We start from the raw sequence: 15,112 nt of genomic DNA, 5'->3' as shown, positions 1-15,112 counted from the left end.
CAATAATGCGGGCTGCCGAGATGGCCTCGATATTGCTTGCCACCGACGATGACTGATCACTTGAAGAATCTCCCTCGCCTGACCCGCCGCCACCTGACCCTCGGCGCGCTTGCCGCGGCCGGCGGCCTCGCCACCACGCGCTACGGCCGCGCGGCCACCGGCAAGGGCACCGCGGTGCTCGCCATCGACGCCGATCCGCCGACGCTGAACCTCGGCACGACCACCGACTTCGCCGCCGGCGACGTCTCGGCCAAGATCCTCGAAGGCCTGGTGTGGCTCGATCCGCAATACAACGCGAAGCCCTCGCTCGCCACCGCGTGGACGGTGTCGCCCGACGGCAAGACCTACCGCTTCACATTGCGCCCCGGCGTGAAGTGGCACGACGGCAAGGACTTCACGAGTGCCGATGTCAAGTTCACCCTGACGGAAGTCATCGGCAAGCTGCATCCGCGCGCGGCGCCGGTGTTCAAGAACCTCGGCCTGGAGGTCGACGCGCCCGACGCGCTCACCGTGGTGGTCAGGCTGCAGAAGCCTTACGCGCCCCTGCTGTCGCAGATGACGGTGTTCGACGCGCCGATCCTCCCGCGCCACCTCTATGAAGGCAGCAACATCGGCACCAACCCGGCCAACCAGAAGCCGGTCGGCACCGGTCCTTTCAAGTTCGGCGAATGGAAGCGCGGGGCCAGCATCAAGCTCGTGCGCAACGACCAGTACTGGGACGGCGACAAGCCCTTTCTCGAATCGATCATCTTCCAGGTGATTCCGCAGGCCGCCAACCGCGTGCCCGCATTGCAGACGGGCGAGATCGACGAGCTGCTCGACTTCTACACGCCCAAGCCCGAAGTCCCGCGCATCCTCGCCGACAAGAGCCTGGCGCCGCGCCGCGGCGTCAACATCCCGGCGGTCTACTTCCTGATGTTCAACACAGAGTCGCCGCTGTTCTCGAAGCTGGAGGCGCGCCATGCGGCGGCCTTCGCGATCGACCGGCAGCGGCTCGTCAAGCAGGCCATGAACGGCATCGCCCGCCCGGGCGCGGGGGCCTTCGGCGACGGCTTCAAGTGGCTCTTCAACGACGAGGTGAGCTACGCGAAGAAGTACCCGCTCGATCCCGCGCGTGCCAAGGCCCTGTTCGAGAAGGCCGGCGCCAAGGCCGGCAGCACGACGGTGCGCATGCCCTTCGACGCCAGCCGCGCGCAGATGCGCGCGCAGGCGCAGATCATCCAGGACAACCTGCGCCAGATCGGCCTGGAAGTGAAGCTGGAGCCGCTGGAGCGCTCGGTGTACTACGACCGCGTGTTCGCCAAGCGCGACTACGACATGATGCTGGGCTCGTACTTCTCGGCTGGCGACCCGGCGATAGGCTACACGCGCCTGTACAACACCTACACCGGCACCGCGCCAAACACCAACGCGAGCGGCTATTCGAATCCGAAGGTCGACGACCTGCTCGCCCGCGCCGCCACGGCCACCGATCGCGAGGTTCGCGCCAAGCTCTACAAGGAGCTGCAGGTGATCCTCAACGAGGACCTGCCGACGCTGGTGCTCTTCGATGAAGAGACGGTCGACACCGCGAGCAGGAAGCTCACCGGAGCCTTCCCGGCGCTCGATGCGCGCGACCAGTGGGCTGGTGTCAAGCGTACAGACTGACCGCGATCGATGTCCTCGTTCATCCTGCGGCGCCTGCTGCATGCGATACCGCTGCTGCTCGCGGTGGTGGTGCTCAACTTCCTCTTGATCGCCTTCACGCCGGGCGATCCGATCACGCTGCTGGTGGGCGACTTTCCCGCGCCGCCGGAATACCTCGAGCAGATGCGCCGCGAGTTCGGGCTCGACCAACCCGTGTGGATCCAGTTGCTGCGCTACCTGGGCAAGGTGGTGCAGGGCGACTTCGGCTATTCGTTCGCCAACCAGCAACCGGTGGCGGCGCTGATCCTCGAACGGCTGGGCGCCACGCTGGAACTCACGATGACAGCGCTCGCCTTCGCGAGCGTGCTGGGGATCGCTTTCGGCGTCGTCGCCGCGCGCTCGGCTTCGCGCCCGGGTCGCGGGCTGGTCGACTCGGCGATCCAGGGGCTTTCATCGGCGGGCTATTCGGTTCCGGATTTCTGGCTCGGCCAGTTGCTGATCCTCGTGTTCGCGATCTGGCTGGGATGGCTGCCGTCGCAGGGCAACAACCCCGTGCGCGGCCTGCTTCCGGGCTTCGAGGGCTTCGTGCAGCACCTGTCGTACCTGGTGCTGCCGGCCTTTGCGTTGTCGCTGCGCTATCTCACCTTGATCACCCGCATCACGCGTGCCGCGATGCTGGAGGTGATGAACGCCGACTTCATCCTCGCTTCGCGCTCGCGCGGCGCGTCCGAATGGACGGTCGTCGTGGTGCACGCGCTGCGCAACGCCGCGGCACCGGTGCTGACGGTCATCGGCTACAACGTCGGCTTCGTGCTCGCGGGCTCGGCCCTGATCGAGGCCGTGTTCGCGTGGCCCGGCATCGGGCGGCTGCTCTATGAATCGATCTCCAAGCGCGACTATCCGGTGATGCTGGCGATCCTTTTGATGGTGTCCGTCACCGTGGTCATCGCGAACCTCGTCACCGACATCATTCACCGACTGATCGATCCGCGGATCGAACGCGCATGAGCGAAGTGACCCTCAGCCCCGTTGCGGTCCCCACGGCGGGCACGCTCTTTCGCAAGGCCGGCTTCCGGCGACGCCTGTTGCGCAGGCCGACCACACTCTTCGCGCTGGTCTTCCTCGCGCTGCTCTTCGCGCTCGCGATCCTCGCGCCCCTCGTGACCGCCTACGACCCGCTCGGCGGCGGCGACAGCTCGCTGCTCGAGCCGCTCTCGCCCGGCCACTGGCTCGGCACCGACGACCTGGGCCGCGACATCTGGGCGCGCGTCGTTTTCGGCACGCGCATCTCGCTCACCGTCGGCGTGTTGAGCGCGCTGTGCGCGGTCGTCGTCGGCGTGATCGTCGGCGCGCTGGCGGGCTACTTCGGCGGCTGGCTCGATGCGCTCCTGATGCGCATCGCCGAGTTCTTCCAGACGCTGCCGCGCTTCGTCGTCGCACTGATCGTGATCGCGCTGTTCGGCACCAGCGTGTTCAAGATGATCGTGGTCATCGCCGCGCTCGCGTGGCCGCAGCTCGCGCGCGTGGTGCGCGCCTCGGTCGCGGCGCTCGCGCAATCGCAGTTCGTCGACGCGGCGCGCGTGGCGGGCATGGGGCACGGCGCGATCATCCTGCGCGAGATCCTGCCCAACGTGGCGGCGCCGATCATCGTGCTCGGCTCGCTCGACATCGCGATGGCGATCCTGATCGAGGCGAGCCTGAGCTTCTTCGGGCTCGGCGATCCCAACCACGTGTCGTGGGGTGCGATGCTCAACGACGCGCAGCAGTACCTGCGCAGCGCCTGGTGGATGTCGGCCTTTCCGGGACTGGCGATCGCGCTCACCGTGCTGTCGTTCAATGTCTTCGGCGACGCACTGAACGATGCGCTCAACCCGCGGGGGCATGCGAAGTGAGCCACGCCGAACCCTTGCTCGACGTGCGCGGCCTGTCGGTCGATATCGGTCGGGGCGCGACCGCGCTGCGGGTGGTGAACGACCTGTCGCTGTCGGTGCGCCGCGGCGAGGCGGTGGGCCTTGTCGGCGAATCGGGTTCGGGCAAGTCGATGACCGCCTTTGCGATCATGAACCTCTTTCCCTCGCCGCTGGCGCGGGTGGCCGCGGGGCAGATCCTGATCGACGGCCGCGACCTCGCGCAGCTGAGGCACGCCGAGCTGCGCACCGTGCGCGGGGCGCAGCTCGGCATGGTGTTCCAGGACCCGACGAGCTACCTCGACCCGCTGATGCCGGTCGGGCGCCAGATCGCCGAGCCGTTGCGCGCGCATGGCCGCACCGAGGGGCTGGAAGCGCGCGTGCTCGAACTGCTCGACATGATGGAGCTGCCCAACGCCGCGCGGGTGGCCCGCCAGTACCCGCACGAGCTTTCCGGCGGCATGCGCCAGCGTATCCTGATCGCGGCGGCACTCGCGATGCGGCCCGCGCTGCTGATCGCCGACGAGCCGACCACGGCCCTCGACGTCACCGTGCAGGCGGGCATCCTGAAGCTGCTGATGCGCCTGCGCAAGGAACTCGATCTGGGCATCCTGCTGATCACGCACGACCTCGCGGTGGTGGCCGAGACCTGCCAGCGCGTCAACGTGATGTACGCCGGCCAGGTGGTCGAGTCGAACCAAGTCGCAGCGCTCTTCGCGGCGCCGCGCCATCCCTACACGCAGGGGCTGCTGGGGAGCATCCTGAGCCCGCGGTCCCGCGCGCATTCGCTGTTCTCGATTCCGGGCAGCGTGCCGATCGCCGGCCATTGGCCGGAAGGCTGCCGCTTTCATCCGCGATGCCCGATCGCCCGCGGTGGTCTCTGCGACGCCGCCGTGCCGGCGCTGCGCGCGCACGGAAACGGCGCCGACCGCTGCCACCTGAGCGACGACCCGATCGCCGCCGACGCGTGGCAGCGCAGCGAGCTCACCTCACTATGAACGCAGGCACGAACGCACCGCTGCTCGAAGCCCGCGACCTCTGCCGGCTGTTTCCCGTGCGCGCGAGCGGCGGGCTGTTCCGCGCCCGGCAGATGCAGCGCGCGGTGGATGGCGTCTCGCTCTCGATCGGTGCCGGCGAAGTGCTGGCGCTGGTCGGCGAAAGCGGCAGCGGCAAGACGACGCTCGGGCGCATGCTGCTGGGGCTCACCGCGCCGAGCGAAGGGACCATCCTCTACAAGGGCGTCGACATCTCGATGCACTCGGGCGATGCGGCGCGCAGGTTTCGCCGCGAAGTCCAGGTGGTGTTCCAGGACACCGGCGGTTCGCTGAATCCGCGCCGCACCATCGGCCAGAGCGTCGCGCTGCCGCTGACCTGGCACCGCGGACTCGACCGTCGCGCCGCCTCGCTGGAGATCGATGCGCTGCTCGATCAGGTCGGGCTGCCGGCCGCGCACTTTCGCGACCGGCTTCCGCACGAACTCTCCGGCGGCCAGCGCCAGCGTGTGGGCATTGCGCGCGCGCTGGCATCGAACCCCGCGCTGATCGTGGCCGACGAGCCGGTGTCGGCGCTCGACGTTTCGGTGCGCGCGCAGATCCTCAGGCTGATGTTCGACCTGCAGCGCGAAAGAAAGCTCTCCTACCTCTTCATCACGCACGACCTGGGCGTGGTGCGGGCCATGGCCGATCGCGTGATGGTGATGCACCGGGGCCGCGTGGTGGAAAGCGGCAGCGCCGACTCGGTGCTCGACGCGCCGCGCGACCCGTACACCCAGCGGCTGCTGGCCGCCACGCCGCTTCCCGATCCCTCGCGCCAACTCGAAGCGCTCTGAGCTCGCCATGGCCCGCCACTTCACCGAACCCACCACCGGCTACTGGCAGCACATCGTTCCGGCCGATGCGGTCGATCGGACGGAGGCGCCCTGGCAGTTCGGCTACCCGGCGCGCCTGCCGGACGGGCGTGTGCTCGTGCTGCCGATACGTCAGCTGGCCGGCGAGCCCTCGCATGCCGTGGCATCGCTGCTGGTCAATCACGCATCACTCGATGTCGTCGAGACGCTGGGTGCGATGCTGGCCGCACGCCTGTCCGCACAGATGCCGGAGCTGGTGATCGGATTGCCCACCCTCGGCCTTGCGCTCGCGCCCGTGGTGGCGCGCGCGCTGGGCCACGCGCGCTATGTGCCGATGGGCTACTCGCGCAAGTTCTGGTATGACGAAGCACTGTCCGCGCCGGTGCATTCGATCACTTCCCCGACACCGGGCAAGCGCGTCTACCTCGACCCCAACCTCAGGCCGCTGATCGACGGCAAGCGCCTCGTGCTGGTCGACGACGCCGTCAGCACCGGCACGACGCTGCTCGCGGCGTGGGACCTGATCGAGTCGCTCGGCGGCAACGTGATCGCCTGCGGGGTCGCGATGCTGCAAGGCCGCCGCTGGATCGACCGGCTCGGCGCCGAACGCGCCGCGCGCGTCGTCGGCGTGTTCGAGAGTCCCCTGCTGAAGGCCGTGCCCGACGGCTGGGTGCTGCGCGACTAGCCTCCGAGCAGTGATCGGGCGATGGCCGCGGCAGGACCACGGCAGAATCACATCATCATGATGACCCAGCCAGGAAATCTCTCCGACGAGGATCTTCTCGACCGCGCGCATCAGCTTCGGCTCCTGGCACTTCGCGGCCACGTGGAAGCTCGCGGAGCGGGGCGGCCATCGCGGCTCCCGCGGCAAGCGGTTCGGCCAGGCAGCGGTTGCTGTCGTTGAAGATTCCGCACGCTACTTGCCGTCTCGATCCCATTGCAGTCATCGAGGTTCATTGAGCCCGCCATTCGCAATGACTGCTATCGAAGTTATCGCGATTCAACGCGCCTTGACGATGCGTGCCCCGCCTACCGCCTGATCCGTCGGAAACACTTCGACCCGGGAGACGTCCACGTGTGGCGGCAGTTGCAGGCAGGTGGCCACCAATTCGGCGATCTCTTCGGGCTGGATCGATGCGTAGCCCTCGTAGAGCTGCGTGCCGGCATCGTCTCCCAGGGTCGATCTGTAGAGCTGGGTCTGGACCCGCCCGGGCGCAACCTCGGTGACACGAACGCCCGTGCCGAGAAGATCGCATCGCAGTGCATCGCAGAACAGGCTTACCCCCGCTTTCGTTGCCCCGTACACCGAGGCGTTCGGATGCGGCCAACGGCCCGCACTGGAGCCGATGAAGACCAGGTGACCCCGCTGGCGCGCGATCATGCCTGGCAACAGCGCCCGCGTGAGCTGCAGGGGCGCAGCGAGGTTGGTCGCGATCATCTGGTCGATCGCGTCGGGCTCGATGTCCTGGAAAAGCTCGCGGCTTGCGAGCACGCCGGCGGCATGGATCACTGCGTCAATCGACTGGTCGGCCAGCCGCCGGGCGATCGTTGTCGTGTCGCGAACATCGGCGCAGAACGGGTCCGCGCCAGATTCCTCGGCCACGCTCCGCAGCGCAGCTTCGCTTCTGCCGAGCGCCAACACGCGCCAGCCTTCGCGGCGAAGCCGTACCGCCACCGCGCGACCGATGCCACTGGACGCGCCGGTCACCAGGGCCGTGCGTTGCTCCTCGACGGGATGCTCAGCCATAGATGTAGCCTCCGCTCACGATGACGTTTTCGCCGGTTGCGTAGGTGTTGCGGCTAGAGGCCAGCATCACGATCCATTCGGCAATCTCTTCCGGCTCGGCCGCGCGCCCCAGGGGATTGGCCTGCGCAAGTTCGGCCAGAAAGCCCAGTTGCTTGGCGCGCTCCGTGGCGAAGCCCGCCGGGGCCACGGAGTTGACCAGGATGCCGGACTTGGCGCAGGCATGGGCAAAGCTCTTGGTCAGACTGACCACGGCGGCCTTGGTCGCCGCATAGTGGGCGTTCTGGGGATGGGCCTTGAAGGCGTCGACGGAGGTGACGTTGACGATGCGGCCCGCGACAAGCCCCGCAGGGGGCTGCTGCAGGACGTGCTTCACGAAGGCCACCATCATGTGGTAGGTGCCCTTGATGTTGATGGCGTTCTCGAGATCCCAGTCCTCGTCCGTGATCTCCAGGATGTCCTTTCGAGGATAGATGGCGGCCGAGTTGATCAGGCTGTCAACCCGGCCGAACGCGCGTGCGACCGCCTCGAACGCCGCATGCGCGGAATCTCGGCGAGAGATGTCGCCCGCGACAATGATCACGTCGCCGCCTTCCGATCTCAGCCGGGATGAGGCCGCCTCCAGGGCCTCTTCGTTCCTGTCGATCAGCGCAATGCGCCGGACGCCGTGGCTCAGCATCAGCCTTGCCGTTGCCAACCCCAGGCCCGAGGCTCCCCCCACAACGGCCACCGATTGATTTTTCACGAGATCACACTCCTTTCATAGGGTCAATTGAGTCATGGCTGCGCGAAGCGGCTGAAGAGCGCGAGATCAAATCACGGCCTTTTCCAGGAAGGGCCTGTTCTCGATGATCCGTTCGAACCCGACTTCCGACAGGTCCAGCGTGCGAAACCCCCCGTAGATGATCAGTTCGGAGACGCCGCGTCCGGCGGCCGGCCCTTGCTGCAAGCCATGCCCGGAGAAGCCGTTGGCGAAGACGAAGTTCTTCACCTCCGGATGCGGCCCGACGACGAGGTTGTGGTCCAGGGTGTTGAAGTCGTAGTGCCCAGCCCACTGGCTGACGACCTTGATCGCCTCGAAGGCCTCCGATCGCTCGGCCAAGGCGGGCCAGATGATCTCCTCGAACTCGTTGTAGCGAGGCTCGAAGTCGTCCCAATCGACCGCAGGATCCTCCACCGGCGGGCAGCCCGTCAGGAAATACTTGCCTTCAGGTCGACAGAACACACCCGACGGATCGATCATCAGCGGCAAGCGCCCTGAGTTGACTTGGGCGCTTCCCTCCGGGGTCCTGGCACAGTCGAACACGAAGAGCGTGCGCTTGCGCGGCTCGACCGGAATATCCAGACCCGCCATGCGCGCTGTCAGCGCGGCGCGGGGCCCGGAGGCGTTGACCACGATGCCCGCCTGAACGACACGGTCTGACTTGAGCGTTACCGAGTGGATGCGATTTCCTTCGCGGCCGATCGCCACTACTTCGTCGTGGACGAACGTCGCGCCCTGCGCCCGCGCCTTGGCCTTGAAGCCATTCATCAGGCCGGTGTTGTTGAACCAGCCTTCCCCGGAACGGCCATAGGAGGCCAACTCGATGTCGTGCACGCGCAGGTGCGGAAAGGCGCGGACCAGTTCGTCGCGATTCCAGAGCACGACGTCGGCGCCGCAGGCGCGCTGAACCTCGTGGTTCTCGCGCAGCGTCTGCACCTGCTCGGGCGTGCTGGCAAGAAAGAGGTATCCCCCCGAGTGAAAGTGCAGATCCGGGCGGTCGTCCTCGACCTGCATCAGATCGGCGAAGTTGCGGATCACCTCCGAGCCGTATTGGCTGATCTTGACGTTGATGGCGTTCGAGAACTGGGTCCGGATCGAGGAAGACGACAGCGAGGTCGCTGCCGTGATGTAGGTGGGATCCCTTTCGACGACCAGCACCGAGCCGCGGAAGTCGGGGTTGGCTGTCAGGTAGTAGGCAACGGAGGAACCGATCACGGCCCCGCCGATCACCACGACGTCATAGCGTTCGTTCATTTCTCTTCCTTGTCATCGGGATGCCCCAGGTCCACGAACCAGCCCCCCAGGTAGCGGGTGGCCGGTGCGCGCGGATCGGCGGGCGGGAATCTGGCCTCCACCGCTTCGCGGTAGGGCTCGGTACTGTCACGCGGCACGTAGCCGAGGTGCCCCGCTCTCGCGTTGTCCACCGGCTTCACGGCGTTGTCGGACAAGCCGAAGCTGATGGTGTGGCCGACCTGCGGCGCGGTCAGGGCCGCCTGCACCAGGCGCACACAATCGTCGAAGCTCAGGTAGGACCACAGCATGCGCCGATCCGCCGGTTCCGGAAACGACGAGAAGATGCGAAGGCACACGCTTTCGAGGCCGAACTTGTCCCAGTAGAGCCTTGAGAGCGCTTCGACGAAGCACTTGGAGACTCCGTAGAGGCTGTCCGGCCGAACCGGGGCATCGGCATCGATGTGCGCTTGCAGCGGGTGGTAGCCGATGGCATGGACCGACGACGCATAGACGACGCGCTTGGCACCATGCCTTCGCGCGCCTTCGTAGACGTGGTAGCTGCCGCGGATATTGGCGTCCAGGATCTCGGCCCAGGGGCGCTCCAACGGCGCCCCGCCGAAATGCACGATGGCGTCGACGTCACGGGTGGCTGCCAGCGTCGCGGCCTCGTCCGCGAGATCGAAGACGAGGCTTTCCTCATTGGGGCGCAGGTCCTCGATGGCCACGCGGTCGGCCAGGCGCAGTTGCTTTGCCAAGGGTGCCAGCCCCCTGCGCAGCTCGGTGCCGAGGCGGCCGGCGGCGCCGGTGATCAGAATGCGGTTGTAGCGCGGAGTCATGAGGGTACCTATCGTTGCAGTTTGCGTTGTAGTGCTGGCGCTCAGGCCGCACCCAGGTAGGCCCTGGCGACCTCCGGGTTGCTCAACAGTTCCTCGCCTCGGCCCTGCATGCGCACCCGCCCGTTGACCAGCACGTAGCCCCGGTCAGACAGTCGCAGCGCGTGGTGGGCGTTCTGCTCCACGAGGAAGATCGTCTTTCCGCTGGACCGGATCTCCTTGAGCACCTCGAAGATCATCTTCACCACCAGCGGCGCCAAGCCCAGCGAGGGTTCGTCCAGCAGGATGAGCGCCGGTCGCGACATCAGCGCGCGCGCGATGGCCAGCATCTGCTGCTCGCCGCCGGACATGGTCCCCGCCGGTTGATTGCGCCGCTCCTTGAGCCGGGGAAAGAGGTCGAAGGCGGCCTGCCGGTCGGCCTCGAAGTGCCGATCGCCCACGGCGGTGGTGCCCATCAGCAGGTTCTCCTCGACAGACATGTCCAGGAAGATCTGCCGTCCCTCCGGGACGATGGCAATGCCACGGCGCGCCACCAGGTTGGTCGGCAGCCGGGTGATGTCGTCGCCGCGGTGCAGGATGCGTCCCCCGTTGGCGCGCGGCGTGCCGAACACCGAACCCATCAGCGTCGTCTTTCCCGCACCGTTCGCTCCGATGAGGGTCACGATCTCCCCCGGCATCACGTCGAGGTCCACGCCGTCGATGGCTCGCACGGGCCCGTAGCATGCGCTGACCGACTCGAAGCGCAGCAGCGGCGCCACTTCCGCGGCTGCCAAGGCGGCCGCGATCTGCAGTTCGTTCATCTTCACGCTGCCACCTCCTCGGGCGCACCCAGATAGGCGGCCACGACCGCCGGATTCCCGGCCACCGAATTCGGTGTGCCGGAGGCGATGACCTGGCCATGGTCCAGCACGACGATGTGATCGGAAATGTTCATCACCAGACCCATGTCATGCTCGATGACCATCACGGTCACACCGTGCACCGAACGCAGCCGCTTGATGAGCTCCGCCAGATCCGCGGTTTCCGAAGGATTCAGCCCTGCGGCGGGCTCGTCGAGGCAGATCACCCGAGGCGATGTGCACATGGCACGGGCAATCTCCAGGCGGCGCTGGCGGCCATAGGGCAGCTGCCCTGCCAAACGGTTGGCGTCGGACTCCAGACCCAGTTCGCGCAACCAGTGGTAGGCGTTCTCCACCGCTGCCGCCTCCGCGCGCCGATAGGCCCGCGTGCCGAGAATCCCGGCCAGCAGGTTGCGGTTGACGGCCCCGTGTTGTGCCACCAACAGGTTCTCGACCACGGACATGTCGCGGAACAGGCGGATGTTCTGGAAGGTGCGCGCGATGCCGGCGCGCGCGGCCAGGTGCGAACCGCCCAGCAAGGGCTTGTCGAGCAACTGGCCGATCTCCACCTCGCCCTCGGACCCCGAGAGAGTGATCGTTCCGGAAGTGGCCCGGTAGAAGCCGGTGACGCAATTGAAGACCGTGGTCTTGCCGGCCCCGTTCGGTCCGATCAGCGCAGTGATGGAGTCCTGTTCCACGGTGAACGAGACGTCCTTGTTGGCCACGACGCCGCCGAATCGCATGGTCAGGTTCCGCGCCTCAATCAACGACTTGCTCATTTCGCCACCACGGTCATCGATGATGAAAAGGCCGGTCGTGCCGGGCGGATCAAGCCGCGGGGGCGCCACAGCATCATCGCCACCATCAGCGCACCAAAGACCAGGGTGCGGAATTCGGCGAAGTCGCGCAGCAGCTCCGGCAGCAGGGTCAGCACGATGGCCGCCAGGACGACACCCACCGTGGAGCCGAGTCCGCCCAGCACGACGATGGACAGCACCAGCACCGACTCGAGGAAAGTGAACGAGGTCGGGCTGACAAAGCCTTGCTGCGTGGCGAAGAACACGCCGGCCAACCCGCCGAAGGACGCGCTCAGCATGAAGGCCGAGAGCTTGACCATCACATGGTTGATGCCCAGGCTGCGGCAGGCAATCTCGTCTTCGCGCAGCGCCTCCCAGGTTCGCCCCAGCGGCATCACGCGCAGTCGCGTCACCACATGAATGGCCGCCAGCACGACGCAGAACAGGACGCCGTAGAGGAACAGATACTTGCCGTTCGGGCTGTAGCCCAGTCCCAGCAACTCGTGCAGCGGCATCCCGCCCTGCTTGGCGACTCGGCCGAACTCGATGCCCATCAATGTGGGCTCGGGCGCGGGCAACCCGTTGGGCCCGCCGGTGACATCGACTGCGTTGATGAGCACCAGGCGAATGATTTCCCCGAAGCCGAGCGTGACGATGGCGAGGTAGTCGCCGTGCATTCGCAACACAGGAAACGCCAGTACCGCACCACAGATGGCGGCCAGCAAGGGAGCCAGCGCCAGGGCGGCCCAGAAGCCGATCCCGAAGTGTTCCGCACCAATGGCCAGGAAGTACGCTCCGACCGCATAGAAGGCGACAAACCCCAGGTCCAGCAGGCCTGCCAGGCCCACCACGATGTTGAGCCCAAGGCCGAGCAGCACATAAATGAGCGCGAGGGTCGCCACGCTCAGCCAGTACTTGTCGGCCAGGAACGGCACCAACGCGCCCAGCGCCACGAGGGCCAGCACCCAAGGTGTGCGCAGGGCCCGTTGCGGCGCCATGACCTTCACGCTCGATGCCGTCGCAGCGTTGAAACGCCCCACGAGGGACGCCCCAGCGCCAGTGCCCAGCGCCGCCGTCATCAGGAAGCGGCCCGCCGCCACCACCAACGCCAGCGCGAGGGGGCGCAGCGGATGGCCCTGGAAGCCGAAGCCGTCCAGCACCACCCCCGAGATCGGCCCCAGCACGATGAGGGCCAGGACAAAAACCGTGAGGGCGTCGAGGCTGGCTCGCACGATCGGCGTGCGATCGACTTGAATCGACATGATCATTACACCTTCTGGATTTCCGGACGCCCCAGCAATCCGGAGGGCTTGAAGTAGAGGACGCAGATCAGGGCCGCGAAGGCGAACACGTCCTTGTAGTCGGTACTGACGTAGCCGGCGAACAAGGCCTCGGCAAGGCCGAGGATCAACCCGCCCACGATGGCGCCGGGTAGCGAGCCGATACCACCGAGAACCGCTGCGGTGAAGGCCTTCACCCCGACCACGAAGCCCATGTAGAAGTTGAAGGATCCGTAGTTCAGCGTCACCAGCACTCCGCCAACGGCGGCCGTGATGGCGCCGATGACGAAGACCAGCGAGATGATGCGGTCGGTGTTCACTCCCAGTGCCGCGGCCATGCGGCGGTTCTGCTGGGTCGCGCGGCATTGCCGACCCAGGCGGGTGTAGCCGATGACGTAGGTCAACACCGCCATGGCCGACAGCGCGACGAGCAGGATGACCAGCTGCATGTAGGTGAACTGCGCGGTACCCGACCCGATGTTCATCTGGACGGAGCCGGCGAGCAGGTTCGGCACGCCCTGGTCGCGCGCCCCCTGGGAGATCTGCACATAGCTTTGCAGCATGAGAGACACGCCGATGGCAGAAATCAGCGGCGCCAGGTTGGTGGAACCGCGAAGCGGCCGGTAGGCGACGCGCTCGATCGCCCAGCCGAACAGGCCGGTGATGGCGCAGGTGACGAAAAGCACCAGCAGCAGCACCAGGACAGGCGACCTCACGCCCAGAACGGTCAGCACCGACAACACGATGGCCGAGATGTAGGCGGAGACCATGTAGACCTCGCCATGGGCGAAGTTGATCATCCGGATGACGCCGTAGACCATCGTGTAGCCCACGGCGATGAGCCCGTATATCGCTCCGAGGGCGCAACCGTTTGCGATCTGCTGCGCAGCAATGTGAAGATCCACGACAGGTCCGATTCAGGTTCGTTGTACGTGCTATCGACTGCAGCTGGTGCCGCGGTGATCCCGGAGCGCTGCCTCAGTGGTACTCGAAGCGACGGCCGTTCGAGTCGAAGGCGAAGAAGTCGAACTGGAAGTCGACCACGTCCCCCTTGTCGTTCCAGGCCAGCTTGCCGACTGCGGAGTTCACGCTATGCTTGCGCAGCCAGTCGGCCATCGCGTCGGCGCCGCCCACATTGGTGCCTTCCATTGCGGCGACCAGAGCCTGCACGCTCGCATAGGCGAACAGGGCGTAGTTGCTGGGCTCGACATTGGCGCGCTTCAGCGCTTGCGTCACCTCCGAATTGCCGAGCTTCTTGGTGGGATCCGGTGCCGACGAGTAGTAGACGTCCTTCAGGAACTGCGGGCCACCCGCGGCATTCACGATCTCGGCCTGCGCCAGGGCATCGCCCGAGACGAACTTGGCGGTCAAGCCCTGCTCCCGCATCTGGCGGATCAGCGGACCCGCCTCCGGGATCAGCCCACCGAAGTACACCGCGTCGGCATTGGCCGCCTTGATCTTGGTGACCAGCGAATTGAAGTCGCGCTCTCCCCGGATCAGTCCCTCGTACAGGACGGGCTGCACACCACGCTTGGCCAGCGCCGCGCGCAGCGCATCCACCAGACCTTGACCATAGGTGTCCTTGTCATGGATCAGAGCGATCCTGGTGACCTTCAGTTGGTCCAACAGGAACGATCCGGCCACCACTGCCTGCTGGTCGTCGCGCCCACAGGAACGGAACACCGTCTTCAGCTTGCGCTCGGTCACCATCGGGTTGGTGGACGCAGGCGTGATGCTGAGAATGTTGGCGTCCGCGTAGATGACCGAGGCGGGGATCGTGCTGGACGAGCAGAAGTGCCCCACGACGGCATCGACCTTGTCCTTGTCGACCAGGCGGTTGGCCAGCGCGACAGCCTGCTTCGGTTCACAGGCGTCATCCCCCTTGACGAGTTCGATCCTGCGCCCCCGGATTCCACCCTTCTCGTTCACCAGGTCCGCATAGGCTTTGGCGCCCCCCCAAAATTGCTCGCCGAACGTGGCATTCGATCCCGTCATCGGCCCCGCGATCGCGATCTTGACGGGCGCCTGCGCAGCCGCAGGCAGATGAATCGCCGAAGCGGCCACCATCGCCAACCCGGCAAGCACGGACTTGATTCGAATCATCTGAGTCTCCTTCTGTTTGATGTGGCGACGGTCGCCGATGCATGGAGCCGCCATCAGGGCAGCAAGACAAGAAATGAACTTTTTCATGTGGGTGTTCCGGAGAGATAGGCCTGTTCGGGATCACTGGGGTCAGCAACACTG

The 15,112-nt window shown here is 66.4% G+C and carries 15 protein-coding genes; 6 read left to right on the top strand and 9 right to left on the bottom strand.

What is annotated here, in order from left to right:
- Positions 1-60: 60 nt before the first annotated feature.
- Genes VAR608DRAFT_RS09090 through VAR608DRAFT_RS09065 form a run of 6 tightly spaced genes read left to right on the top strand, consistent with a single transcriptional unit; the run spans position 61 to position 6,064 of the window.
- Complete coding sequence (locus VAR608DRAFT_RS09090; RefSeq protein WP_157730750.1) at positions 61-1,647, top strand: ABC transporter substrate-binding protein; 1,587 nt, start codon at positions 61-63, stop codon at positions 1,645-1,647.
- Between the two features lie 9 nt (positions 1,648-1,656).
- Positions 1,657-2,634, top strand: a complete 978-nt coding sequence (locus VAR608DRAFT_RS09085) for an ABC transporter permease (RefSeq protein ID WP_088953767.1) — start codon at positions 1,657-1,659, stop codon at positions 2,632-2,634.
- On the top strand, positions 2,631-3,518 hold the full coding sequence (locus VAR608DRAFT_RS09080) for an ABC transporter permease (protein WP_088953766.1): 888 nt from the start codon (positions 2,631-2,633) through the stop codon (positions 3,516-3,518). The genes VAR608DRAFT_RS09085 and VAR608DRAFT_RS09080 overlap by 4 nt, the downstream gene beginning before the upstream one ends.
- Positions 3,515-4,531 (top strand): ABC transporter ATP-binding protein, encoded by a 1,017-nt coding sequence (locus VAR608DRAFT_RS09075; protein WP_172843825.1) that lies wholly within the window; start codon positions 3,515-3,517, stop codon positions 4,529-4,531. Before VAR608DRAFT_RS09080 ends, VAR608DRAFT_RS09075 begins: the two co-directional genes overlap by 4 nt.
- Positions 4,528-5,361 carry an ATP-binding cassette domain-containing protein gene (locus tag VAR608DRAFT_RS09070; protein ID WP_088953764.1) on the top strand — a complete coding sequence of 278 codons (834 nt, stop codon included), beginning with the start codon at positions 4,528-4,530 and terminating at the stop codon, positions 5,359-5,361. The genes VAR608DRAFT_RS09075 and VAR608DRAFT_RS09070 overlap by 4 nt, the downstream gene beginning before the upstream one ends.
- A 7-nt stretch (positions 5,362-5,368) precedes the next feature.
- Positions 5,369-6,064, top strand: coding sequence for a phosphoribosyltransferase (locus tag VAR608DRAFT_RS09065; RefSeq protein ID WP_088953763.1), 696 nt, complete (start codon positions 5,369-5,371; stop codon positions 6,062-6,064).
- A 315-nt stretch (positions 6,065-6,379) separates the two neighbouring features.
- Here VAR608DRAFT_RS09065 and VAR608DRAFT_RS09060 read toward each other — a convergent pair whose 3' ends face one another.
- The 9 genes from VAR608DRAFT_RS09060 to VAR608DRAFT_RS09020 all read right to left on the bottom strand — a co-directional run bounded on the left by VAR608DRAFT_RS09060 (position 6,380) and on the right by VAR608DRAFT_RS09020 (position 15,058).
- A complete protein-coding gene (locus VAR608DRAFT_RS09060) occupies positions 6,380-7,126 on the bottom strand; it encodes an SDR family oxidoreductase (RefSeq protein WP_088953762.1) in 747 nt (248 codons plus the stop codon).
- Entirely contained in the window at positions 7,119-7,868 is a 750-nt protein-coding gene (locus VAR608DRAFT_RS09055; RefSeq protein WP_088953761.1) for an SDR family NAD(P)-dependent oxidoreductase, read from the bottom strand. Before VAR608DRAFT_RS09055 ends, VAR608DRAFT_RS09060 begins: the two co-directional genes overlap by 8 nt.
- Before the next feature lie 66 nt (positions 7,869-7,934).
- Entirely contained in the window at positions 7,935-9,140 is a 1,206-nt protein-coding gene (locus tag VAR608DRAFT_RS09050; RefSeq protein WP_088953760.1) for an NAD(P)/FAD-dependent oxidoreductase, read from the bottom strand.
- Positions 9,137-9,955, bottom strand: coding sequence for an NAD-dependent epimerase/dehydratase family protein (locus VAR608DRAFT_RS09045; RefSeq protein WP_088953759.1), 819 nt, complete (start codon positions 9,953-9,955; stop codon positions 9,137-9,139). Before VAR608DRAFT_RS09045 ends, VAR608DRAFT_RS09050 begins: the two co-directional genes overlap by 4 nt.
- 41 nt (positions 9,956-9,996) lie before the next feature.
- Positions 9,997-10,701, bottom strand: a complete 705-nt coding sequence (locus VAR608DRAFT_RS09040) for an ABC transporter ATP-binding protein (protein ID WP_197700556.1) — start codon at positions 10,699-10,701, stop codon at positions 9,997-9,999.
- Positions 10,702-10,754: 53 nt separating this feature from the next.
- The gene (locus VAR608DRAFT_RS09035; protein ID WP_088953758.1) at positions 10,755-11,570 is read right to left on the bottom strand and encodes an ABC transporter ATP-binding protein; all 816 of its coding nucleotides are present in this window, start codon (positions 11,568-11,570) and stop codon (positions 10,755-10,757) included.
- Positions 11,567-12,856 (bottom strand): high-affinity branched-chain amino acid ABC transporter permease LivM, encoded by a 1,290-nt coding sequence (gene livM / locus VAR608DRAFT_RS09030; RefSeq protein WP_197700500.1) that lies wholly within the window; start codon positions 12,854-12,856, stop codon positions 11,567-11,569. The genes VAR608DRAFT_RS09035 and livM overlap by 4 nt, the downstream gene beginning before the upstream one ends.
- Positions 12,856-13,773, bottom strand: coding sequence for an ABC transporter permease subunit (locus tag VAR608DRAFT_RS09025; RefSeq protein WP_088953757.1), 918 nt, complete (start codon positions 13,771-13,773; stop codon positions 12,856-12,858). The genes livM and VAR608DRAFT_RS09025 overlap by 1 nt, the downstream gene beginning before the upstream one ends.
- 73 nt (positions 13,774-13,846) lie before the next feature.
- Positions 13,847-15,058 (bottom strand): branched-chain amino acid ABC transporter substrate-binding protein, encoded by a 1,212-nt coding sequence (locus VAR608DRAFT_RS09020; protein WP_197700499.1) that lies wholly within the window; start codon positions 15,056-15,058, stop codon positions 13,847-13,849.
- Positions 15,059-15,112: the final 54 nt, after the last annotated feature.

It is taken from the genome of Variovorax sp. HW608, assembly GCF_900090195.1.
Taxonomy (GTDB): domain Bacteria; phylum Pseudomonadota; class Gammaproteobacteria; order Burkholderiales; family Burkholderiaceae_C; genus Variovorax.
The sequence above is the reverse complement of the archived record's forward strand: the minus strand, read 5'-3'. Positions and strand labels throughout refer to the sequence as shown.

What these genes read in the sequence shown, in the direction of transcription:
- VAR608DRAFT_RS09085 (WP_088953767.1), top strand. Translation starts at nt 1,657, where the DNA reads ATGTCCTCGTTCATCCTGCGGCGCCTGCTGCATGCGATACCGCTGCTG.
- VAR608DRAFT_RS09080 (WP_088953766.1), top strand. Translation starts at nt 2,631, where the DNA reads ATGAGCGAAGTGACCCTCAGCCCCGTTGCGGTCCCCACGGCGGGCACG.
- VAR608DRAFT_RS09070 (WP_088953764.1), top strand. Translation starts at nt 4,528, where the DNA reads ATGAACGCAGGCACGAACGCACCGCTGCTCGAAGCCCGCGACCTCTGC.
- VAR608DRAFT_RS09065 (WP_088953763.1), top strand. Translation starts at nt 5,369, where the DNA reads ATGGCCCGCCACTTCACCGAACCCACCACCGGCTACTGGCAGCACATC.
- VAR608DRAFT_RS09060 (WP_088953762.1), bottom strand. Translation starts at nt 7,126, where the DNA reads ATGGCTGAGCATCCCGTCGAGGAGCAACGCACGGCCCTGGTGACCGGC.
- VAR608DRAFT_RS09050 (WP_088953760.1), bottom strand. Translation starts at nt 9,140, where the DNA reads ATGAACGAACGCTATGACGTCGTGGTGATCGGCGGGGCCGTGATCGGT.
- VAR608DRAFT_RS09045 (WP_088953759.1), bottom strand. Translation starts at nt 9,955, where the DNA reads ATGACTCCGCGCTACAACCGCATTCTGATCACCGGCGCCGCCGGCCGC.
- VAR608DRAFT_RS09035 (WP_088953758.1), bottom strand. Translation starts at nt 11,570, where the DNA reads ATGAGCAAGTCGTTGATTGAGGCGCGGAACCTGACCATGCGATTCGGC.
- livM (WP_197700500.1), bottom strand. Translation starts at nt 12,856, where the DNA reads ATGATCATGTCGATTCAAGTCGATCGCACGCCGATCGTGCGAGCCAGC.
- VAR608DRAFT_RS09020 (WP_197700499.1), bottom strand. Translation starts at nt 15,058, where the DNA reads ATGAAAAAGTTCATTTCTTGTCTTGCTGCCCTGATGGCGGCTCCATGC.